Annotated in this window: 19 protein-coding genes, 1 pseudogene and 1 riboswitch; of the genes and pseudogenes, 14 read left to right on the plus strand and 6 right to left on the minus strand. The window is 69.8% G+C overall.

The window, feature by feature from the left end; genetic code table 11:
- From BLU79_RS44430 to BLU79_RS44450, 5 genes are all read left to right on the plus strand, one after another.
- On the plus strand, positions 1-725 hold a 725-nt coding region (locus tag BLU79_RS44430), incomplete at its 5' end, for a flavodoxin-dependent (E)-4-hydroxy-3-methylbut-2-enyl-diphosphate synthase (RefSeq protein ID WP_177001430.1).
- A gap of 31 nt (positions 726-756) precedes the next feature.
- A complete protein-coding gene (gene dxs / locus BLU79_RS44435) occupies positions 757-2,664 on the plus strand; it encodes a 1-deoxy-D-xylulose-5-phosphate synthase (protein WP_093911758.1) in 1,908 nt (635 codons plus the stop codon).
- Positions 2,661-4,046 carry an aspartate aminotransferase family protein gene (locus BLU79_RS44440; RefSeq protein ID WP_093911759.1) on the plus strand — a complete coding sequence of 462 codons (1,386 nt, stop codon included), beginning with the start codon at positions 2,661-2,663 and terminating at the stop codon, positions 4,044-4,046. The genes dxs and BLU79_RS44440 overlap by 4 nt, the downstream gene beginning before the upstream one ends.
- A 153-nt stretch (positions 4,047-4,199) precedes the next feature.
- A complete protein-coding gene (locus BLU79_RS44445; RefSeq protein ID WP_093911816.1) occupies positions 4,200-4,829 on the plus strand; it encodes a helix-turn-helix domain-containing protein in 630 nt (209 codons plus the stop codon).
- The gene (locus BLU79_RS44450) at positions 4,826-4,945 is read left to right on the plus strand and encodes a DUF6126 family protein (protein ID WP_037796732.1); all 120 of its coding nucleotides are present in this window, start codon (positions 4,826-4,828) and stop codon (positions 4,943-4,945) included. Before BLU79_RS44445 ends, BLU79_RS44450 begins: the two co-directional genes overlap by 4 nt.
- A 27-nt stretch (positions 4,946-4,972) precedes the next feature.
- On the opposite strand, the gene BLU79_RS44455 is transcribed toward BLU79_RS44450, so the two are convergent.
- Complete coding sequence (locus BLU79_RS44455; protein ID WP_093911760.1) at positions 4,973-5,770, minus strand: tyrosine-protein phosphatase; 798 nt, start codon at positions 5,768-5,770, stop codon at positions 4,973-4,975.
- A gap of 180 nt (positions 5,771-5,950) precedes the next feature.
- Here BLU79_RS44455 and BLU79_RS44460 point away from each other — a divergent pair, with 180 nt between their 5' ends.
- The 6 genes from BLU79_RS44460 (at position 5,951) to BLU79_RS44485 (ending at position 14,320) form a co-directional block, all read left to right on the plus strand.
- On the plus strand, positions 5,951-8,038 hold the full coding sequence (locus BLU79_RS44460) for an alpha-galactosidase (protein WP_093911761.1): 2,088 nt from the start codon (positions 5,951-5,953) through the stop codon (positions 8,036-8,038).
- 283 nt (positions 8,039-8,321) lie between these two features.
- Positions 8,322-8,503: riboswitch (cyclic di-AMP (ydaO/yuaA leader) on the plus strand.
- A gap of 4 nt (positions 8,504-8,507) precedes the next feature.
- Complete coding sequence (locus BLU79_RS44465; protein WP_093911762.1) at positions 8,508-9,473, plus strand: LysM peptidoglycan-binding domain-containing M23 family metallopeptidase; 966 nt, start codon at positions 8,508-8,510, stop codon at positions 9,471-9,473.
- A 222-nt stretch (positions 9,474-9,695) separates the two neighbouring features.
- Positions 9,696-10,778 (plus strand): GDSL-type esterase/lipase family protein, encoded by a 1,083-nt coding sequence (locus BLU79_RS44470; RefSeq protein WP_093911763.1) that lies wholly within the window; start codon positions 9,696-9,698, stop codon positions 10,776-10,778.
- On the plus strand, positions 10,778-12,691 hold the full coding sequence (locus BLU79_RS44475; protein ID WP_177001431.1) for a rhamnogalacturonan lyase family protein: 1,914 nt from the start codon (positions 10,778-10,780) through the stop codon (positions 12,689-12,691). Before BLU79_RS44470 ends, BLU79_RS44475 begins: the two co-directional genes overlap by 1 nt.
- A complete protein-coding gene (locus tag BLU79_RS44480) occupies positions 12,675-13,391 on the plus strand; it encodes a DUF6250 domain-containing protein (protein ID WP_093911764.1) in 717 nt (238 codons plus the stop codon). Before BLU79_RS44475 ends, BLU79_RS44480 begins: the two co-directional genes overlap by 17 nt.
- A 110-nt stretch (positions 13,392-13,501) precedes the next feature.
- Positions 13,502-14,320 carry an SGNH/GDSL hydrolase family protein gene (locus BLU79_RS44485; protein ID WP_177001432.1) on the plus strand — a complete coding sequence of 273 codons (819 nt, stop codon included), beginning with the start codon at positions 13,502-13,504 and terminating at the stop codon, positions 14,318-14,320.
- Between the two features lie 140 nt (positions 14,321-14,460).
- Here the strand turns inward: BLU79_RS44485 and BLU79_RS44490 are convergent, their stop codons facing one another.
- Both BLU79_RS44490 and BLU79_RS44495 read right to left on the minus strand, forming a co-directional pair.
- Positions 14,461-15,081 (minus strand): TetR/AcrR family transcriptional regulator, encoded by a 621-nt coding sequence (locus tag BLU79_RS44490; protein ID WP_177001433.1) that lies wholly within the window; start codon positions 15,079-15,081, stop codon positions 14,461-14,463.
- Between the two features lie 71 nt (positions 15,082-15,152).
- A complete protein-coding gene (locus BLU79_RS44495) occupies positions 15,153-16,331 on the minus strand; it encodes a Glu/Leu/Phe/Val dehydrogenase dimerization domain-containing protein (protein ID WP_093911766.1) in 1,179 nt (392 codons plus the stop codon).
- Between the two features lie 189 nt (positions 16,332-16,520).
- Here BLU79_RS44495 and BLU79_RS44500 point away from each other — a divergent pair, with 189 nt between their 5' ends.
- A complete protein-coding gene (locus tag BLU79_RS44500) occupies positions 16,521-17,696 on the plus strand; it encodes an MBL fold metallo-hydrolase (RefSeq protein ID WP_093911767.1) in 1,176 nt (391 codons plus the stop codon).
- A 53-nt stretch (positions 17,697-17,749) separates the two neighbouring features.
- Positions 17,750-18,587 (plus strand): annotated as a pseudogene (locus BLU79_RS44505) (IS5 family transposase).
- A 9-nt stretch (positions 18,588-18,596) separates the two neighbouring features.
- On the opposite strand, the gene BLU79_RS44510 reads toward BLU79_RS44505, so the two are convergent.
- Positions 18,597-18,827 carry a bacteriocin immunity protein gene (locus tag BLU79_RS44510; protein ID WP_093911768.1) on the minus strand — a complete coding sequence of 77 codons (231 nt, stop codon included), beginning with the start codon at positions 18,825-18,827 and terminating at the stop codon, positions 18,597-18,599.
- A 58-nt stretch (positions 18,828-18,885) separates the two neighbouring features.
- Between BLU79_RS44510 and BLU79_RS44515 the strand changes: the two genes are divergently transcribed.
- Positions 18,886-19,260, plus strand: coding sequence for a transposase (locus BLU79_RS44515; RefSeq protein ID WP_256333726.1), 375 nt, complete (start codon positions 18,886-18,888; stop codon positions 19,258-19,260).
- Here the strand turns inward: BLU79_RS44515 and BLU79_RS44520 are convergent.
- Both BLU79_RS44520 and BLU79_RS44525 read right to left on the minus strand, forming a co-directional pair.
- On the minus strand, positions 19,250-19,834 hold the full coding sequence (locus BLU79_RS44520; protein WP_093911770.1) for a DinB family protein: 585 nt from the start codon (positions 19,832-19,834) through the stop codon (positions 19,250-19,252). The two genes, BLU79_RS44515 and BLU79_RS44520, sit on opposite strands and share 11 nt — an antisense overlap.
- 182 nt (positions 19,835-20,016) lie before the next feature.
- Positions 20,017-21,330: an MFS transporter gene (locus BLU79_RS44525; RefSeq protein ID WP_093911771.1), complete on the minus strand. Its 1,314-nt coding sequence runs from the start codon at positions 21,328-21,330 to the stop codon at positions 20,017-20,019.
- Positions 21,331-21,342 lie beyond the last annotated feature (12 nt).

Consider the following 21,342-nt stretch of genomic DNA (forward strand, 5'->3'; position numbering starts at 1 on the left):
CGCTGGACCGGCGTCTGCTGCAGAAGTACGGCAAGGCGACGCCCGAGGCCCTGGTCGAGTCGGCCCTGTGGGAGGCGTCGCTCTTCGAGGAGCACGACTTCCGGGACATCAAGATCTCGGTCAAGCACAATGACCCGGTCGTGATGATCGAGGCGTACCGCCAGCTGGCCGCGCAGTGCGACTACCCCCTCCACCTCGGTGTGACGGAGGCGGGCCCGGCGTTCCAGGGCACGATCAAGTCGGCGGTCGCCTTCGGGGCGCTGCTGGCGCAGGGCATCGGCGACACGATCCGCGTCTCCCTGTCGGCCCCGCCGGTCGAGGAGGTCAAGGTCGGCATCCAGATCCTGGAGTCCCTGAACCTCAGGCAGCGCGGCCTGGAGATCGTCTCCTGCCCGTCCTGCGGCCGTGCCCAGGTCGACGTCTACAAGCTGGCCGACGAGGTCACGGCCGGCCTGGAGGGCATGGAAGTGCCGTTGCGCGTGGCCGTCATGGGATGTGTGGTCAACGGCCCCGGCGAGGCCCGCGAGGCGGACCTCGGCGTCGCCTCCGGCAACGGCAAGGGCCAGATCTTCGTCAAGGGCGAGGTCATCAAGACCGTCCCCGAATCCAAGATCGTCGAGACGCTGATCGAAGAGGCGATGAAGATCGCCGAGCAGATGGAGCAGGACGGGGCCGCATCGGGCGCCCCCGCCGTCACGGGGAAACCGGCAGTGACGGTGAGTTGAACCAAGGCACGGACCGAGAGGGGGCCCGAGCGTGACGATTCTGGAGAGCATCCGGGGACCACGCGACCTGAAGGCGCTGTCCGAGGCGGAACTCGGTGAACTGTCCGACGAGATCAGGGAGTTCCTGGTGCACGCGGTCGCCAGGACCGGCGGACATCTCGGGCCCAACCTGGGGGTGGTGGAACTCTCCATCGCACTCCACCGGGTCTTCGAGTCACCGGTCGACCGCATCGTCTGGGACACCGGTCACCAGAGCTACGTACACAAGCTTCTGACGGGACGTCAGGACTTTTCGAAGCTGCGGGGCAAGGGCGGCCTGTCCGGGTATCCCTCGCGCGAGGAGTCCGAGCACGACATCGTCGAGAACAGCCACGCCTCCACCGCGCTCGGCTGGGCCGACGGGCTCGCCAAGGCCCGTCAGGTGCAGGGGGACAAGGGGCATGTCGTCGCGGTGATCGGCGACGGGGCGCTGACCGGCGGCATGGCCTGGGAGGCGCTCAACAACATCGCGGCGGCCAAGGACCGGCCGCTGATCATCGTCGTCAACGACAACGAGCGGTCGTACGCGCCCACCATCGGGGGCCTCGCCAACCACCTGGCCACCCTGCGCACGACGGACAGCTACGAGAAGGTCCTGGCCTGGGGGAAGGACGTGCTGCTGCGGACCCCGCTCGTGGGCAGCACGATCTACGAGTCCCTGCACGGGGCGAAGAAGGGGTTCAAGGACGCCTTCGCGCCGCAGGGCATGTTCGAGGATCTCGGGCTGAAGTACGTCGGTCCGATCGACGGGCACGACATCGGGGCAGTCGAGTCCGCCCTGCGCAGGGCCAAGCGCTTCCACGGGCCGGTGCTGATCCACTGCCTCACGGAGAAGGGGCGCGGCTACGAACCCGCCCTCGCCCACGAGGAGGACCACTTCCACACCGTCGGCGTGATGGACCCGCTGACCTGCGAGCCGCTCGCCCCCTCGAACGGGCCGTCCTGGACCTCGGTGTTCGGCGACGAGATCGTGCGGATCGGCGAGGAGCGGGAAGACGTCGTGGCGATCACGGCGGCCATGCTGCATCCCGTCGGTCTTGGCAAGTTCGCGGAGCGGTTCCCGGACCGGGTCTGGGACGTCGGAATCGCCGAGCAGCACGCGGCCGTGTCGGCTGCCGGGCTCGCCACGGGCGGGGTGCATCCGGTCGTCGCCATCTACGCCACGTTCCTGAACCGCGCCTTCGACCAGTTGCTGATGGACGTCGCGCTGCACCGCTGCGGAGTGACGTTCGTGCTGGACCGCGCCGGCGTCACGGGCGCCGACGGGGCCTCCCACAACGGCATGTGGGACATGTCGATCCTCCAGGTCGTGCCAGGCCTCAGGATCGCCGCCCCGCGCGACGCGGACCAGCTGCGGGCGCAGCTGCGCGAGGCCGTGGCCGTCGACGACGCGCCGACGCTCGTACGGTTCCCGAAGGAGTCGGTCGGGCCGTCGATCCCGGCGGTCGACCGGGTGGGCGGGCTGGACGTGCTGCACCGGGACGCGGGCGAACCGGACGTCCTGCTGGTCGCCGTCGGCGTGATGGCTCCGGTGTGCCTCCAGGCTGCCGAACTGCTGCAGGCACGCGGCATCAACTGCACCGTCGTCGACCCCCGTTGGGTCAAACCGGTCGACCCCGCGCTCGCGCCCCTCGCCGCACAGCACCGGCTGGTGGCCGTCGTCGAGGACAACAGCCGGTCCTCCGGAGTCGGCGCCGCCGTGGCGCTGGCGCTGGGCGATGCCGAAGTCGACGTGCCCGTACGGCGGTTCGGCATCCCGGAGCAGTTCCTCGCGCACGCCAAGCGGGGCGAGGTGCTGGCCGACATCGGGCTCACGCCCGTGGAGGTCGCCGGACGGATCAGCGCGAGCCTCGCCCTCAAGGAGGCCGAGGTCGTGTCAGTCAAGGAGAAGGCCGAATGACCACGGAGTTCGACCTCGGCAGACTCCTCGCCGAGCGCGGAGCCGAGCGCTACGAGCTGCACAGCAGGTACCTCAACCACCAGCTCCCGCGCATGCTGCACACCATCGGCTTCGACAAGGTCTACGAGCGGGCCGAGGGCGCCTATTTCTGGGACGCCGACGGCGACGACCACCTGGACATGCTCGCCGGATTCGGGGTGATGGGGCTGGGGCGCCACCACCCCGTCGTCCGCAAGGCGCTGCACGACGTCCTCGACGCCTCCCTCGCCGACCTCACCCGCTTCGACTGCCAGCCGCTGCCCGGGCTGCTGGCGGAGAAGCTGCTCGCGCACAGCCCCCACCTGGACCGGGTGTTCTTCGGCAACAGCGGGACGGAGGCGGTGGAGACCGCGCTGAAGTTCGCGCGGTTCGTCACCGGGAGGCCGCGGATCCTGTACTGCGACCACGCCTTCCACGGGCTGACCACGGGCTCCCTGTCCGTGAACGGCGAGTCCGGCTTCCGGGACGGCTTCGCCCCGCTGCTGCCGGACACGGCCGTCCCGCTCGGCGATCTCGACGCCCTGGCAAGGGAGTTGAAGAAGGGGGATGTGGCGGCGCTCATCGTCGAGCCGATCCAGGGCAAGGGGGTGCACGAGGCCCCGCCCGGATATCTGCGGGCCGCCCAGGAACTGCTGCACCGGCACAAGGCGCTGCTCATCGCCGACGAGGTGCAGACGGGTCTTGGCCGGACCGGCGACTTCTACGCCTACCAGCACGAGGACGGTGTCGAGCCGGACCTGGTGTGCGTGGCCAAGGCGCTGTCCGGCGGGTATGTGCCGGTGGGCGCGACCCTCGGCAAGGACTGGATCTTCAAGAAGGTCTACTCGTCGATGGACCGTGTACTGGTCCACTCGGCGAGCTTCGGGTCCAACGCGCAGGCCATGGCGGCCGGGCTGGCCGTGCTGTCCGTCATCGAGAACGAGCAGATCGTCGCGAACGCGAGGGCGACCGGGGAGCAGCTGAAGTCCCGGCTCGCGGCGCTGATCGACAAGTACGAGCTGCTCGCCGACGTCCGCGGCCGGGGCCTCATGGTCGGCATCGAGTTCGGCCGTCCCGACTCACTGAAGCTGCGCAGCCGTTGGGCCATGCTGCAGGCCGCGCGCAAGGGCCTCTTCGCCCAGATGGTCGTCGTACCGCTGCTGCGGCGGCACCGGATCCTCACCCAGGTCTCCGGCGACCACCTGGAGGTGATCAAGCTGATCCCGCCGCTGATCATCGGGGAGCGGGAGGTGGACCGGTTTGTGGACGCCTTCACGGATGTGATGGATGACGCGCACAGTGGCGGCGGGCTGATGTGGGACTTCGGGAAGACACTGATCAAGCAGGCGGTCGCCAACCGGTGAGGGCCGGGTAGCGGGTCCTGGCGCGCCCGCGGTCGTAGCATGCCTGCTTTTGCCTCTGAGGCAAGAAATTTGCCGCAGAGGCAAGGCTGCGGCTGAATGGAGCGCATGAGCTCTCCCGAGACCGAGCCACGGCCGGGGGCCGAACGGCCGCCCATGGCCGAGCCGGAGCCCGATGCCGAGCCGACGGATGGGCCGGCCGAGGCCCTGCCCGTCGTCGCGCCCCAGCTCCGTGCCCTGCGGCGCCGTGCCTCCCTCACCCTGGAGGCCGCGGCGCGTGCCGCAGGGCTGTCGCCCGCCCATCTCTCCCGACTGGAGACCGGGCAGCGCCAGCCCTCGCTGCCGATGCTGCTCGCGCTCGCGCGTATCTACGGTACGACCGTATCCGAGCTGCTCGGCGAGACGGTGGCCGACCGGGACGCCGTCGTGCGGGCCGCGGACATGGAGCCGACCGCGGCGGGCGGTTGGACGTACTGGCAGGCGGGCGCGCCCGGGCGCGGGATGCAGGCCCTGCGCGTCCATGTGCCGTACGGCTCGCAGGGCGACATCGTGCGCGTGCATCCCGGTGAGGAGTGGCTCTACGTCCTCGAAGGGCGGCTGCGGCTGCGGCTCGGGGACACCACGCACCGGCTCGCGCCCGGCGACAGCGCGCACTTCGACTCGCTCACCCCGCACCGCATCGCCGCCCTGGACCGGGGCGGGGTCGAGCTCCTCTTCGTCCACACCCTGCTGCAGAGCCCCACGGCCACCCTGTGCCTGGGCCCCACCCCTGGAGAGATGCCATGAGCGACCTGGAGGAGAAGTTCCCGCGTGCCCTGTGGGTGCGGCTCATCATCTATATCGCGGTGGGGCATGTCTTCGCCGCCTTCATCTACCTGCTGTTCGAGGTGGGCGCGAAGTAGCCGTGGGAAGCCAGGCGGCGGTCCGCGTCAGTCGAGCAGCCGCTCCCGCAGTAGCTCCCGGGCCTCCGGGGCGATCCGCAGCCCCTGCTCCAGGTAGGTGTCGACGCCGCCCCACGTCTCCTCGATCGTCTCGAAGGCCGCCGTCAGATACTCGGCCCGTGCGTCGAACAGGGGGCTGAGCAACTCCATGACCTCGGGGGAGTAGGCCGAGGCGTCGCCGCTGCTGCGGTGCACCTTGTAGCGGCGGTGCTTGGCGTTGGACTCCAGGTAGTCCGCGATGATCGCCTCGCGCTCGACGCCGAGGGCGAGCAGCGTCACGGCGATGGACAGCCCGGCGCGGTCCTTGCCGGCCGCGCAGTGCATCAGTGCGGGGACGCTGTCCTCCACGAGCGCGTGCAGCACCAGGGAGTGCTCGGCGGTGCGCTCCTTGATGATCGTGCGGTACGAGGCGATCATCCGGCCCGCCGCTTTGCCGTCGGCGAGGATCTCCCGCAGCTGGTCGATGTCGCCGTCGCGGACCATCCGCCAGAACTCCGCGCCGTCCGCGGGGTCGCTCAGCGGCAGGTTCACATTGCGCACGCCCGTCAGCTCGACGTCCGGCCCTTCGAGCTTCTGGTCCGCCGCGTTGCGGAAGTCGAAGATCGTGTGCAGGCCCAGGGAGTCGAGGAAGGAGGCGTCCTGCTCGGTCGCGTGCGCGAGATGGCCGCTGCGGAACAGCACTCCGTACCGCACCCGCCGTCCGTCCACGGTCGGCAGGCCGCCCACGTCGCGGAAATTGCGGACTCCGGCCAGCTCGGGCTCGGTCGACGGGATCTGCTGCGTCACGGGGGCTCCTCCCAGTCGGCCCCGCCGGCGCGGCTCGACGGTGCCGCCGACGGGGTGCGCTCTCGACCATACGACATGGATTCCTGGGGCAATGAGTTATCCACAGGCGTTGCATCGGAGGCCCGTGCCCCTTGATGATGTTGGTGCTTGAGTGGACCTGTTCGAATATGTGAGGGCCTGATGCTGGAGATCTCCGACCGCGGACGCACCTGGGTTCTTTCCGGGCCGACCAGCAGTTACGCCCTCCATCTCACGGAGGCCGACGAACTGCTGCACCTTCACTGGGGCCCACGGATCGCGCTAGCCGACGCCGAGGAGCTGGCCGCACGCCCGCTGCCGGAGTACCGGGGCTTCGAGTCGCAGCTCGACGGGCACGAGGAGTACCCGGTCGAGGGCGGCCCCCGCTTCGTCCGGCCGGCCCTGTCCGTGCGCACCGAGGAGGGGCGCGGCACCGAGTGGACCTTCGAGGCGTACGAGTCCGGGGGCGCCGAGGGCGCCCAGGGCGAGGAGCTGCGGCTGCGGTTCCGGGACGGCGGGCTGGCCATCACGCTGCACTACCGGATGCGCGACGACGTCGTGGAGCGCTGGGTGACCCTGGACAACCAGGGGCCCGACCTGGAGCTGCTGCGCGCCGACTCCGCCGCCTGGACCCTGCCCGACCGGGAGGACTGGCGGCTGTCCCAGCTGCACGGACGCTGGGCCGCGGAGTCCCGGCTGACGCGGTCGTCCCTCACCTACGGTGAGAAGGTCATCGGCAGCCGCCGCGGCCACACCGGGCACCCGCTCCTGCCATGGGTCGCGCTCGACACCGACGCCACCGAGGAGCGCGGTGAGGTGTACGGCTGCGCCCTCGCCTGGTCGGGGTCCTGGCGGATCGCGGTGGCCCAGCTGCCGGACGCGCGCGTGCAGATCACCGGTGGGGTCGGGCACGACGACTCGGGTCTGCTGCGGCTGGCGGCGGGGGAGTCGTTCGTGACGCCTGTCTTCGCCGGGTTGTGGAGCGACGGCGGCTTCGGGGGCGCGAGTCGGGCCTGGCACGCCTACCAGCGCGCGTATGTGATCCCGGACGCCGATCGGGACCGGCCCGTGCTCTTCAACTCCTGGGAGGCGACGGAATTCGACATCTCCGAGGAGCAGCAGGGCACCCTCGCGCGGCGGGCCGCGGCGATCGGCGTCGAGCTGTTCGTCGTCGACGACGGCTGGTTCGGGGCGCGCACCAGCGACCGCGCCGGGCTCGGCGACTGGACACCCAACCCGGACCGCTTCCCGTCGGGCCTCAAGCCCCTCGCCGACTACGTGCACGCTCTCGGCATGCAGTTCGGCATCTGGGTCGAGCCGGAAATGGTCAATCCGGACAGCGAGCTGTACCGAGCCCACCCGGACTGGGCGCAGTACCAAACGGGGCGAAAGCGGACGGAATTCCGCAATCAACTCGTACTGAACCTCGCTCGCGACGACGTCCAGGACTATCTCTGGAAGCGGCTGGACGGGCTCCTCTCCAGTGCCCCGATCGACTACGTGAAGTGGGACTTCAACCGCTGCTTCAGTGATGCGGGCTGGCCCGGTGAGCCGTATCCGCAGCGGCTCTGGGTCGACCATGTGCGCGCCTTCTACACTCTGTTGGACCGGCTGCGGGCCGCCCACCCGGGCGTCGCCTTCGAGTCCTGCTCGGGTGGTGGCGGCCGGATCGATCTGGGCGTGCTGAGCCGTACGGACCAGGTGTGGACCTCCGACAACACCGACCCGCTCGACCGGCTCGCCATCCAGGACGGCTTCAGCCAGATCCATCCGGCGCGGGTCATGGCCGCATGGGTGACCGACAGCCCGAACACCCAGCTCAACGGCCGGGTCAGCTCGCTCCGGTTCCGGTTCGTGAGCGCCATGGCAGGGGTGCTCGGCGTCGGCGGTGACCTGACGCAATGGGCCGAGGAGGAGCTTGCCGAGGCGCGGGAATGGGTGGAGCTCTACAAGGAGATCCGGCCCCTCGTGCAGCGCGGGGACCTCTACAGGCTGCGGCCCCCGAGGGGCGGGCTGAGCGCGGTGCAGTACGTGCTCGGCGACGAGACGGTCGTCCTCGCCTGGCTCCAGGCGCAGAGCTACGGCGAGGCCGTGCCGGCGCTGCGGCTGCGTGGACTCGATCCGGCAGCATCGTACGAATGCCGCGAAACGGGCGAAGTTCACCGAGGTGCCGTTTTGCTGCATCACGGACTTCGCGCCGATTTGCGCGGTGACCTCGATGCGACGGTTATCCGCCTGCGTCGCATCTAGGGTTTCTGTCCGAATTGGCGCCTTCATTCCAACTCGCTCTGAAGCAAAGGGAGCTGGAGCGGTGTCACGTGAGGAGCGTCATATTCGTGACCGTGCGTCGCTCGTCATGTTCACGTAATTCACATGCTTTTCAAGGGGTTTTGAGTCGGGCGACGTACCCATAATTCACGCAGGGTCACCGGTAATTCCCACAAGGGATCAACAGGAACGCATTCGGACGGAACCTCTCACTTGTTCCCATGCGTCTTCCTCGCTTACGTTCGCCACCAATCCGGACGGACGCCTAATCCTGCCGCCGACTGGATCCCGCGCAAACTCACCCGTGTACGGCAGGAGCGGGGGACCCACAGGTAGAACCGCCTGTTCCGGTCTCCGGAACGGCTTGGGGTCAAGTCGCGTCCCCACGCGACCGGGCATCTCCAGCCCGCACCCGACAGCTCACCTCGCAGGCGCCGGAGAGGAATTCGCCATGCCCGCGAAGGGTAAGCACCGCCGCCCGAAGTCCCTGCGCTTCACCCGCTCCATAGCCGTCGCCGGAACCGGCGGAGCCGCTCTCGCTCTCCCGCTCATCGGGGCCACCGGCGCCCACGCCGCTCCCGTGCAGTCCGTTTCGGAAAAGGCCGTTCAGACTCTGCCTGCCGCCGACAAGAAGGTGGCCGAGAAGAAGGCCGCCGAGAAGAAGGACGCGGACCGGAAGACGGGTACGCGGACGTATTCGGTGAAGGTCGGTGACTACCTTTCGAAGATCGCGAACGAGCAGAACGTCAGCGGTGGCTGGAAGAAGCTCTACGCCGACAACCGTGAGGCCGTCGGCGAGGACCCGTCGCTGATCCACCCCGGTCTGAAGCTCAGCATCGGTGGCAAGAAGGCCGCGACGAGCGCCCCCAAGTCGCCGTCCGCTTCCTCGCCTTCTTCCTCCTCCTCTGCGCCGTCGAAGTCGTCCGCGGATGCGTCCACGGATTCGTCCGCCTCGAAGTCCTCCGCGTCGACGACGACCAAGGCTGCCCAGAGCGCCGACACCACCAGCGGCTTCAGCGCCCCCCTGTCCACGGCCGCCGTCGGCACCGCGTACAAGGTGGCGGGCAGCATGTGGTCCAGCGGCTACCACACCGGCGTCGACTTCTCCGCCGCGACCGGTACCCCGCTGAAGGCGGTCGGCGCGGGCACCGTCGTCTCCGCCGGCTGGGGCGGCGCGTACGGCAACCAGGTCGTCATTCAGCTCGCCGACGGCTATTACGCCCAGTACGCCCACCTTTCCTCGCTCTCCGTCTCGGCCGGCCAGACCGTGACCGCGGGTCAGCAGATCGGCCTCTCCGGTGCGACCGGCAACGTGACCGGCCCGCACCTGCACTTCGAGATCCGCACCACGCCGGACTACGGCTCGGACGTGGACCCGGTCGCCTACCTCCGCTCCAAGGGCGTCGCCATCGGCTGACCCTCCGCCGACTGCCTCGTCTGACGCACGACCGAAGGCCGGACCCCGATCCCCGGGTCCGGCCTTCGGTGTGTTCGGGTGCGTCTGTTCATGATCGCGACATTGCGATCTTGTGGCAGGCGTGTCCGGAGCGTCGACAGTGCGGGGAGAGTGAGGACACAGTGGTCTCCGTAGCGCTGCAAGCGCTTTCCATGCAGCTTTTCATGGCCTACGGAGGTCCCCGTGCCCGGCGTCGACCGACGCACTGTCAGCAAGGGCAGACACACGTTCCTGACGGCGGTGTTGGTCTCCGGGCTGGTCGCGGGCGGTGTGCAACCCGTCATGGCGTACGGCGACCCGAATCTCGTCAGGCCGGATGACGCACGCTTCATCTACGAGGGCCACTGGGGCCGGAGCTCGGAGGCTGCGACCACGATCAACTCCGGCTCCCGGCTGAGCTTCCGCTTCACCGGCGAGAGGGTCCACGCTCTCTTCGACGTCGCGTCGATCACCGTGCCCGCGCAGATCTACGTCTCGGTCGACGGCGGTCCGAAGCGGCTGTACGCCGTCGACCGGAGCGACCTGGAGATCGCGGCGGAGGGGAGCGGCCCGCACCGGGTGGAGATCTCCGTCAAGGACGTGTTCTCCCGGGTCAACCGGTGGACCCCGCCGCTGGAGACGGGTGTCGTTCTGACCGGCCTGCGACTCGAAGGCAGAGGGCGTCTGCTGCCCCAACCCGCGCGCCAGAAGCGGACCTTGGCCTTCTACGGCGACTCCATCACCCAGGGCGTCATGGCCCTGTGCGAGGTCAACACCTCCGACTGCGCCGACGGTACGGCCGCCTACCCCACCCTCGTCGCCGACGCCCTGCGCGCCTCGCTCACCCAGGTCGGCTTCGGGCGACAGGGCGTGATCCAGACCGGCAACGGCGGAGTGCCGGCCGCGCAGGACGCGTACGGCTGGAACTACGCGGGCTCCAAGGCGGATCCGGACCTCGAGGCCGACGTCATCGTGGTCAACCAGGGCACCAACGACGCGGTGTACGGCTCCGCCGAGTTCCGTGCCGCCTACCGCGCCTACCTCGACAGGCTGCGGTCCGCCGCGCCGCACGCCCGGATTCTCGCGCTGCGCCCCTTCAACGGCACGCACGCCGACGACATCGCCGCCGTGGTCGACGAACTCGCCGACCGGAACGTCGAGTTCGTCGACACCACGGACTGGCTCTCCCTGTCGGGCGGGGACTTCAACGGGACCGTCCACCCCAGCGTCCAGGGCCACCGCAAGGTGGCCGACCGACTGATCGCCCTTCTCGCAAAGGAGCTCTAGTGCACGCCAACCGACAGTTGCACGCCAACCGACGTCGAAGAATCGGCGCCGTCGCCGCGGCGGCCCTGCTGGCCGGGCTGTTCTCCGCGCCCGCCGGTCACGCCGCCGAGCCGCGCCGGACCGTGGAGAACCTCGACCGCGGACTGGTCGCCGTACCGTCCGGCGAGGGCACCTTCCTCAGCTGGCGCCTGCTCGGCACCGAGTACGCGCGGCACGGCAATGCCATCGCCTTCAACGTGTACAAGAACGGGCGCCGACTGAACCGGGCGCCGGTCATCAACTCGACGACGTACCAGGACAACACCCGCGGTACGGGCACCTACACGGTGCGAGCCGTGATCAACGGCCGGGAGAGAAAGGCGAGTTCGTCCGCCCTCGACTTCTCGCGGGGCTACGCCGAGATCCCGCTCACCACCGCCGACGGTTACAGCGTGCAGCACGCCTGGCCCGGCGACCTCGACGGCGACGGACGCTACGAACTCGTCGTAAGCCGCCTCTCCCAGGCCCGAGACAAGCCCGACCTGCTGGAGGCGTACACCCTCACCGGTGAGCGGCTGTGGCGCGTGGACCTCGGACCCGGCTCGTACACCCAGGCGGGCGGCAACGGCGCCAACGACCCCGCGCCCGCCGCGATCAGCGGTTCGACGGCGATCGGCGGATACCGCAACGACGACAACGTCACCGTGTACGACCTCGACAGCGACGGGAAGGCCGAGGTGCTGGTGCACACGGCCGACGGGACGACCTTCGCGGACGGGGCGACGGTCACCGCCTCCTCGCCCGCGAATCAGTTCGTCTCGGTGATCGACGGCGCGACGGGTACCGAGCGCGCCCGGCAGCCCGTCCCCGACGACTTCGTCGCGGACGGCCCCTCCGGCGGTCACTTCGGCATCGCCTATCTCGACGGCCAACACCCGAGCCTGGTCACCAAGTTGGTCACGCGGGTCGGTGCCAAGCGCGGCGCCTTCCGGATCCTCTTGCAGACCTGGGACTTCGACGGCACGGACCTGACCCGCCGTTGGAAGTACGTCGTTCCGTCCGGCAGCGGCGCGACCGGCTTCCACCAGATCCGCACCGTCGACGTCGACCAGGACGGCACGGACGAGATCGCCGACGGCAACTACGTCGTCGGCAGCGACGGCACCCTGCGCTACGTCGTCGACGGCGCCGGACACGGCGACCGCTTCCACATCGCCGACCTCGACCCCGACCGCCCCGGCCTGGAGGGCTTCGCCATCCAGCAGGCGGAGCTCGGCGTCCTACCGAAGTTCCCCTGGTACTACTACGACGCCGACACCGGAGAGCGCCTGGTGACCGGGCAGCATCCGGCGGACTGGGAGAACGACACCGACATCGACGTCGGCCGCGGCAGCACCGGCGACATCGACCCGGACCACCCCGGCTACGAGTACTGGACCTCCACCGCCGACGTCACCGCTCCCGGTGCGGGCGTCTACAACGTCCAGGACGGCAAGGTCTCCACGACCACGCCGAGCGTCAACTTCCGTATCTGGTGGGACGGAGACAAGGCGTCAGAACTTCTCGACTACACGCACGTCGAGAAGTGGAACCCGGCCACCCAGTCCAGCGCGAAGATCTTCAACCCGTCCGGTGTCGTGTCGGGCGCCCGCAACGCCACCCCCTTCTACGGCGACCTCGTCGGCGACTGGCGCGAGGAGATCCTCGCCGAGACCGCCGACCACACCGCCCTGCGCCTCTACACCACCACCGAGCCGACGAAGACGCGCCTCTACACGCTCGCCCAGAACCCCGAGTACCGCCTCGGCTGGACCGTGCGCGGCTATCTGCAGTCGACGTACACCGACTACTACCTCGGCACCGAGACCCGTCGCGTGCCGAAGCCCTCGATCACCCTCCCGGAAGGAGCCGTCTCCCGTGACGACCACGCGTAGAGCCTTCGGAGCCCTCGCCGCCGGCGCCGCTCTGGCCGCCCTCGCCCCCGCGACCACCGCGAGCGCGACGCCCCGCCATCGCCGGCTGATCGCCCACGACGACTTCCGGCACGGGCTCGGTCAGTGGGCCGTCGAACTCGAGAAGGGCGGCAGCGTCACCGCCGTGCGCGGAGTCCTGGAGGTCGACGTGCCCGCGGGTGCGACGATCTGGTTCAAGAAGCGGCTGGAAGGCCCGTACGTCATCGAGTACACGGCCACGCCCATATCGGCGGGCGGCGTCAACGACCGCGTCTCCGACCTCAACAACTTCTGGAACGCCACCGACGTCCGCTCCCCGGACGACCTCTTCGCCACCCAGCGGGGCGGGGCACTGGCCGAGTACGACTACCTCAGAACCTACTACGCCGGCTACGGCGCCAACACGAACACCACGACCCGGCTGCGCCGGTACGTCGGTGAGGCCGGGGTCCGTCCGCTGATCTTCGACTACACCGAGCCGCTGCTCGTGGCGAACGAGCCCAACAGGGTCCGGATCGTCTCCGACGGTCCCACCGTGCGGTGGTGGAACAACGGGCGGCTCGTCTTCGACTACACCGACCCCGAGCCGTACACCGGTGGGCACTTCGCCTTCCGGACCACATGGAGCCATTTCCGGTTCAGCGGCTTCCGGGTGTGGCGGTTGAGCCCACAACACCCCTGATCAGAGGCTTATTCCGGGTTTGGTCAACACTTTAGGAGTGGCTTATCTCACCGCCCGTCAACCCTTCCTTACGGTCGCGTAGGTCACATTCGAAGGTGAATCATGCCGGTGTGGCAGACGATTCGAAGAGTGACAGCAGATCAGAGATCGGGTCGTACGTTGCGGTGGGGGACAGCTTCACCGAGGGCGTCGGCGACCCCGGCCCCGACGGGGCGTTCGTCGGCTGGGCCGACCGGTTCGCGGTACTGCTCGCGGACCGGCGGCCCGAGGGCGACTTCGATTACACCAACCTCGCCGTGCGCGGCAAACTGCTCGACCAGATTGTCGAGGACCAACTTCCGCAGGCCGTCGAACTGGCCCCGGACCTGGTCTCCTTCTGTGCGGGCGGCAACGACATCATCCGGCCCGGCACCGACCCCGACGAGGTGGCCGAGCGCTTCGAGCGGGCGATCACCCGGCTCACCTCAGCGGTCGGCACCGTCATGGTGACGACCGGATGCGACACCCGTGGCGTGCCCGTGCTGAAGCATCTGCGCGGCAAGATCGCCACCTACAACGGTCATGTGCGGGCCATCGCCGACCGGTACGGCTGTCCGGTGCTCGACCTGTGGTCCCTGAAGACCGTCCAGGACCGTCGGGCCTGGGACGGCGACCGGCTCCACCTCTCTCCGGAAGGGCACACGCGCGTGGCGCTGCGCGCGGGCCAGGTCCTCGGCCTGGACATCCCGGCCGACCCGGACCAGCCCTGGCCGCCGCTCCCGCCCCGGGGCACCCTCGAGATCCGCCGGGACGACGTGCACTGGGCGCGTGAGTACCTGGTGCCGTGGATCGGGCGGCGTCTGCGCGGCGAGTCGTCGGGGGACCATGTGACGGCCAAGGGCGCGCTGTCGCCGGACGACATCAAGATGCGGATCGAATCGGTGGCTTGAGGCTCCTGCGCGCCGGCGGTGTGGGTCGTGCCCTGTTCGAGGGGGCGTGGCCCACACGGCTGTCATGAGCGGGACGCGGCCGTCATGAGCGGGATGCGGCTGTCATGAGCGGCAGACCCACCGCTCGGCGCCAGGCGACCTCACCGGGCGGACGCGGTCAACGCCTCCCGCTCCAGCCCCAGTTCCCGGGCGAGCGTCTCGTCCACCCACTCCTGGGCACGCGCGCGTGACACCGCGCCCGGGTACGACGTCAGCTGCACGGCGAGCCCGTCGAGGAGGGCCGTGAGGTGCAGGGCCGTGCCCGCGGGGTCCGGGCACCGGAACTCGTCCGCGGCCACGCCCTCCGCGATGACCTCGGCGATGGCGGCTTTCCAACGCCGGTCGAGGTTCCGTGTGACCTCCTGCAGGGCGGGCTCGCGCAGGGCCGCCGCCCAGCCCTCGATCCACAGCCGCCAGCCCTTGGCCTGGCCGGTCGGCGCGTACCAGCGCACGGCCGCCCGCAGTCGTCGTAGCGCCGTGGTGCGGCGGCCGAGAATCCTGCGCAGACGATCCAGGTCGCCCTCGGCCGCATGGGTGAACGCGGCGGCGACCAGCTTCTCCTTCGTGGCGAAGTGATAGAGCACCAGCGCGTTGCTCACCCCGAGTGCCGAGGCCACGTCGGCGATCCTGACCGCCGCCACGCCCCGCGCCTCTATCTGCTCGACGGCGGCCCGCAGCAACTCCTCACGCCGCTCCGCCACGCTCAACCGCACTCTTGTCACTCCGTCACCCTAAGGCCTGACCGCGGGCCGTTCCCTGGCCGCAGCAGGGCGGAGCCTGCGTCCGCCGGCCGTCACCGGTGCTGGCCGAACCGCTCGGCGATCATCAGCAGCCGGTCCGCCGCGAGGGCGTGTGCGGCGGCGCGGGGCGTCGTGCCCTCGGTCTCGGCGCGGGCCAGGGTGCGGTCGGTCAGGGCGCGCATCGAGCGGCGTGTGTGGGTGAAGGCCTCGTCCGCGTCGGCGCCGATGTCGCCGAAGAGCGTCCACCACCACCAGGCGTTCGTGGCCGAGTTGACCACGACGTCGGGCAGTACGGTGACGCCCCGCGCCGCCAGCAGTTCCTCGGCCTCGGCGCGTACGGGCATATTGGCGGCCTCGGCGATCCAGCGGGCGGTGATCCGTTCCTGGTTCGTGGCGTCGATCGTGTACGACACGGCCGCCGGAACCAGCACCTCCGCCTCGGCCGCCAGCCAGGCGTCGCCCGGCAGTTCACGGTCACCGGGGCGCAGCGCGGCGCGGTCGACCGTGCCGTAGGCGTCCCGTGCCGCGAGCAGGGCCTCGATGTCGAGGCCCGCCGGGTTGGCGATCGTGCCCTTGATGTCGGCGACCGCCACGACCGTGAGCCCTGCGCGCGTGAGGAAGCGCGCCGTCGCGCCGCCCATGGTCCCGAGGCCCTGCACGGCGACGCGGGTCCTCCAGTACGGCACACCGGCCCGGTCCAGGGCCATGAGCACCGACTCGGCCACCCCACAGCCGCCGACCAGCTCGTCCAGCCCGATGCCGTCCACCTGGACCGCGAACGCGTCCGCGAGCCGCCGCCGGGCGCCCGCCTCGTCGTCGAGCAGCGGATACACGGCCTGGATCGACGAGACGAGCCCCGCCTCGGCCGCCGCCCGGTCGACCACGTCCTGGGCGAGACCGAGGTCCTCGCCGGTGGTCCAGAAGCTCTCGATGTACGGCCGCATCGTCTGCAGGTAGCGCACCAGAAGCCCGTACGCCTCCGGATCCCGGGGATCGCAGTCGATGCCGCCCTTGGCGCCGCCCAGGGGGACGTACCGGGACTCGGGGTTGTAGTGCAGGGCTTCCTTCATGCTCATGCCGCGGGCGAGCCCGGCGACCTCGTCCAGCGTGCAGCCCGGCCGCATCCGCAACCCACCGCTGGACACACCGCGTACCAGCCGGTCGACGACCAGGAAGCCCTGGCGGCCGGTGATGTGGTCGGTCCAGGTGAGCGACAGGAGTGGGGTGGTCATGGGGTCTCCGGTGGGGATGGGGGCCGCGTGCCGCCCACGGCTACTGAACGATGGGTCAGTATCGGAGGGAAGACGGGAACATGTCAACGTACTGAGGGGATCTTCAGCGGCGGGCTGTGCCGGGCGGCGTCGGGGCTGTCGGAGGGGCCGACCATAATGGAAGCCTCACCGACTCCACCTGGAGGTACCGTGGCCGGTTTCCGTTTCCCGAGCTCCGGGCTCCGCGCCCTGCGGCCCGAGGCCTTCGGCGTGGATCCGAGCGGTGAGCGCATGGCGCGCATCCGCAGATCGCCGCACTTCAGGAACGGGGTCTTCCAGAACCCCGGGGGCGAGGCCCGGACCCGGCCCTCGGGGTCGATGCTGGAGTTCGCCAAGGTCTTCTTCGACAGGGAAACCCGGCCCCACCGTGTCCCGCAGGGCACCGTGCCGGTGCACCCCACCACGTATGCCGACCTGGCGAAGCCGCCCGTCGGCGGACTGCGCCTGACCTGGCTGGGGCACTCGAGCATCCTCGCGGAGATCGACGGCCACCGCGTGCTGTTCGACCCGGTGTGGGGCGAGCGCTGCTCCCCGTTCCCCTTCGCCGGGCCCAAGCGGCTGCACCCCGTGCCGCTGCCGCTCGCCGAGCTCGGCCCGGTCGACGTGGTCGTGATCTCGCACGACCACTACGACCACCTCGACCTGCCCACGATCAAGGCTCTGGCCGGCACGGACACCCTCTTCGCCGTGCCGCTCGGCGTCGGCGCCCACCTCGAACACTGGGGCGTGTCCGCCGACCGGCTGCGCGAGCTGGACTGGCACGAGGCCACGAAGGTCGGCGGGCTCACCCTGACCGCGACGCCGGCCCGCCACTTCTGCGGCCGTGGTCTGCGCAACACACAGCACGCCCTCTGGGCGTCCTGGGTCGTCGCCTCGGACAAGCACCGGATCTATCACAGCGGTGACACCGGCTACTTCGAGGGCTTCAAGGACATCGGCGCCGACCACGGCCCGTTCGACGCCACGATGATCCAGGTCGGCGCCTACTCGGACTTCTGGCCCGACATCCACATGACGCCGGACGAGGGCGTGCGGGCCCACCTCGACCTCCAGGGCGGCGACCCGGCCGCGGGCGTCATGCTGCCGATCCACTGGGGAACCTTCAACCTCGCACCGCATCCCTGGGCGGAGCCGGGCGAGCGGATGATGCGGGCCACGCACAAGGCCGGGGTCACGATGGCGGCCCCGATCTGCGGCGAGCCCTTCGAGCCGGCCACGGTGGCGCCTGTGACGCCGTGGTGGCGTGACGTGGCCGAGACGCCCGCCGAGGGGTGGCCGGCCTGGCCGCCGGTGGCATCGGGGGCGGACGATACGGCGGTCGTCTAGGAGCTGTCCGGGCGATCATGTGACTGCCCCGTGCCTGGGTCGTTGCGGCGAGCCTGGGGCGGGGCGATCTGACGGATGGCGAGTGGGAACGGTTGCGGCCGTTCCTGCCGGTGAGCAATGGACGTTGTGGCCGGTGGCTCGATCACCGGCAGGTGATCGACGCAATCTTGCACCGGGTGCGGACCGGCGTGCAGTGGCGGGATCTTCCCGAGAAGTACGGCCCCTGGAAGACCGTCCATGAACGCCACCGCCTGTGGTCGGCCGACGGCACGTGGGAGCGTCTGCTGCAGCAGGCCCAGGCCTAGGCCGACGCCGCGGGCGAGATCGACTGGGACATCTCGGTCGACTCCACCATCGTGCGGGCTCATCAGCACGCGGCCGGTGCCCGGACCGGACCGCCGCCGGCGCCCGCGTCAAAGGGAGCCGGAACGCAGAACACCAGGGCGAAACACCGTGGCAGAGCCTGCACACCCGGCTGGTGGAGGTGGTGCGGGAGGTGAGGGCCTGGGCCGCTCGCGGGGAGGATTCACCAGCAAACTCCACCTGAGCGCGGACGGTCGCTGCCGCCCGCTGCCCCTGGTCGTCACGCCAGGGCAGCGGGCGGACTGCACCCAGTTCCAGACGGTGCCGGCGAAGATCCCCGTTCCGCGGGTCGGTCTGGGCCGGCTGCGCACGAAGCCCGACAGCCAGGCCGTCCGCCTGCGCAAGGGCTCACGCGGCGGACGGCCACCCGGCTTCACCGAAGAGCGCTCCAAGAAGCGCAACACCATCGAACGAGCGATCAACAGGCTGAAGCAGTCCCGGGCCGTGGCCACTCGCTATGACAAGCGTGGCTACGCCTTCCTCGGCACCGCCACCACCGTGACTCTGCTCTTCTGGCTTCGGAGTTGAGCCGCTGGCTCACAAAGGGATCGGCCGGTACGCCAGAGCCTGATCGACTACCTCGTCGGCCGAAAGCTCCCGCTCCGGCGGCCAGAAGATCAAGTCGCCGACATAACCGGACGGGCATGCCAGAGCTCTGTCCAGTCTGTCCAGCCAGCCGTCCACCTCGTCGTCCGAGGCGTAGTCCGCGTCCATGATCCGCTGCACGAGCGCGACCGCCTCCGCGCGACCCATCTCCCTGACACTCATCACGCCCCTCCCGTAGAGACCCTAACGGGACGCGTGATCGACCGGACAGCTCCTGGCGATCTCCCGCCACGAGCCGGCCCGGGACGTGTGCCACGGCAAGCGCGGCACCATCCACCAGGTGTACCGGGACGGCGTGGAGGACCAGCTCGGCTCACTCAGCCTGGTCCTGAGCACCATCGTGCTCTGGACGACCGTTACGTCGACGCCGCCGTCGCCCAGCTACCAAGCCGAGGGCCACGCGATCCGCGAGGAGGACATCACCCGGCTCTCCCCTCTCAAGCACCGCAACCCGAACCTGCTCGGCCGCTACAGCTTCACCGCTTCGCCCTCGACCCCGGCCGCCGGCGCCCTGCGCCCGCTGAGCGACGCGGAGGCGCAAGCGCCGGTAGGGGAGCTGATGTCAGGCTGCCTGATATGTCCGACTAAGCCTTGATTGATGCGGCCGACCTGGCGGCCTGCTCGATCTTCGCGCAGTGGGCTGCACGGGCTTCCTCGTCGATCTGCTGCTCGTTTTCGGCGCGCACCCCGGTCCGGCCGTCGAGGCCCTCGCGCAGGATATCGGCGTGCCCGGCATGCCGGATGGACTCGCCGAGTACATGGATCATGACGGCGAACAGGTTCGTGTTGGGATAAGGCTCCGGCCACCACGGCACGTGGCCGGGGGCGTCGAGGGAAAGCTCGTCGATCGTCGTGTCCGAGTGTTCCCACGTGCGCCGGTAGAACCCGATGATCTGATCGCGGGTCTCGTCCTCGGCCGCCCACTGATCGCTGCCGTCGGAGTCCTGCCACCGGCACAGCGATTCCGGGGAAGGGCGGTCGAAGACCTCGCCGAAGTACCTGGCCTCGACGGTGGCCACGTGTTTGACCAGGCCGAGGAGGTTGGTCCCGGTCACCGTCAAAGGCCGGCGGGCGTCGTATTCGGACAAGCCATCGAGTTTCCAGAGAAGCGCCTCGCGGTCCCGCCGCAGTCTCCTGTGCAGGTTGTCCTTCGCGAATTCATCGATCATGCGGCATGAACCTTCCATGGGCTGTTCGTGTTCTCAAGATCCCGTACGTGGCCCGCAACGGCTGGCAGAGCCGAGGCTTAGGACTCCTCACACAATGAGCTAACGGGAATGACTGTCTGTCAGAGAGACGTGGGGTGGGGGTGGGGTGCGTGACGGCTCGCGGCAGACCCGACCTGCGACGGTTACTGCGCAGGAGAACTACACGCATGCTGTTCGGTGCCGTTCTCTGATCCCGTTGAGTAGTTCGGGACGGGGACCGGGGAGGTGGGCGGGTGCCAGGTGAGAATCCAGCCGGCGGTAAGCACCGCCGCGCCGCCTGCCAGGGCGATTGCGCCGCCTGTTCCGATGCCTGCGGCCACCGAGCCGAAGCAGGCCGGCCCGACGCCCTGCAGCGTCATGCTGCCGGAGCCGAGCAGACCGAAGGCCTGGCCCTGACCATCCTTCGGCAGGGCGTCCAGGAACGGCCGTTGCAGGCCGAGACCGTAGGCCAAGCCGAAGCCGCAGAGCAGCAGCAGACAGGACGAGACGCCCACTCCGGGCTCGGTGGCGAAGCCGACCAGCGGCAGTCCCGTCAGCGCAGTCAACGGGACTACCAGTCGCTCCCGGGTGGGTGGCCGTAGCAGTCGACCCACCAGCAGGTCACCGACAAGCATGCCGACCGGCAGACAGCCCATCAGCACTGCGTACCAGCCGGGCGCGAAGTGGCGTCCTCCCGCGTAGGCGACGATCAGACCTTCCGCGCCCGCCACGAACGCGGGCGGTAGCCACTGGGCCAGCATCAGTCGTCGTACCGTGTGTCCGCGCAGCAGCAGGCCGGCACCCTGCAGGCTTGCCCGGACGGCCCCGCCATCGCCCCGTGCGCTGCCGGGTGTGCCGCCGAACTCTCCCAGCTCCAGCCGGGGTAGCCGGATGCGGATAGCGAGCGCGCAGCCGAGGTAGAGGGCGGCGCTTACCGCGAGCGCCCGGTGCGGGCCGAGTACCGCGACGACCGCACCTCCCAGCGCCAGACCGAACAATTGCGCACCAGAGGACGCGATGTTGTTCAGTGAACGGCCCAGTACATAGGCGTCGCCCTTTAGCCACTGCGCGACCAGCCGACTCGACGCGCCGCCGAACACCGGTGTGGCGAGGGCGACCAGCGCCACGACACCGAGGCTTGCCGCGATCGGCATCCGCACCAGGGCGAGCAGCAGGGCGGCGGCGCACTCCAAGGCGTAGCCGCCGGCGATGAGCGCGCGGGGCGGCAGTTGGTCGGCCAGTGAGCCCAGCAGCGAGCCGAACAACTGCGGGAGAAAGCCGATGCCGAAGGCCAGTGCGCTCAACAGCGCGGAGCCGGTGGCCGCGAAGACCAGCACCGAGAACGTGGTGATCCGCAGCGAGCCCGCAGTGATCGCGACGGCGCGGGTCGAGAAGAGCAGCCGGAATCGCGGCTCGGCCAGCACCTCCCGGTAGGTGGCACGGCGGTTGCCCTGCGCGGATTCGGCGGTTGGGGTCATGACGCCGAGCCT

The organism is Streptomyces sp. cf386, from assembly GCF_900103585.1.
Classification (GTDB): Bacteria; Actinomycetota; Actinomycetes; order Streptomycetales; family Streptomycetaceae; genus Streptomyces.

Coding starts and splice junctions, on each gene's coding strand:
- BLU79_RS44445 (WP_093911816.1), top strand. CDS start 4,200: ATGGCCGAGCCGGAGCCCGATGCCGAGCCGACGGATGGGCCGGCCGAG.
- BLU79_RS44440 (WP_093911759.1), top strand. CDS start 2,661: ATGACCACGGAGTTCGACCTCGGCAGACTCCTCGCCGAGCGCGGAGCC.
- BLU79_RS44495 (WP_093911766.1), bottom strand. CDS start 16,331: ATGACCACCCCACTCCTGTCGCTCACCTGGACCGACCACATCACCGGC.
- BLU79_RS44520 (WP_093911770.1), bottom strand. CDS start 19,834: ATGATCGATGAATTCGCGAAGGACAACCTGCACAGGAGACTGCGGCGG.
- BLU79_RS44450 (WP_037796732.1), top strand. CDS start 4,826: ATGAGCGACCTGGAGGAGAAGTTCCCGCGTGCCCTGTGGGTGCGGCTC.
- BLU79_RS44510 (WP_093911768.1), bottom strand. CDS start 18,827: ATGAGTGTCAGGGAGATGGGTCGCGCGGAGGCGGTCGCGCTCGTGCAG.
- BLU79_RS44460 (WP_093911761.1), top strand. CDS start 5,951: ATGCTGGAGATCTCCGACCGCGGACGCACCTGGGTTCTTTCCGGGCCG.
- BLU79_RS44525 (WP_093911771.1), bottom strand. CDS start 21,330: ATGACCCCAACCGCCGAATCCGCGCAGGGCAACCGCCGTGCCACCTAC.
- BLU79_RS44465 (WP_093911762.1), top strand. CDS start 8,508: ATGCCCGCGAAGGGTAAGCACCGCCGCCCGAAGTCCCTGCGCTTCACC.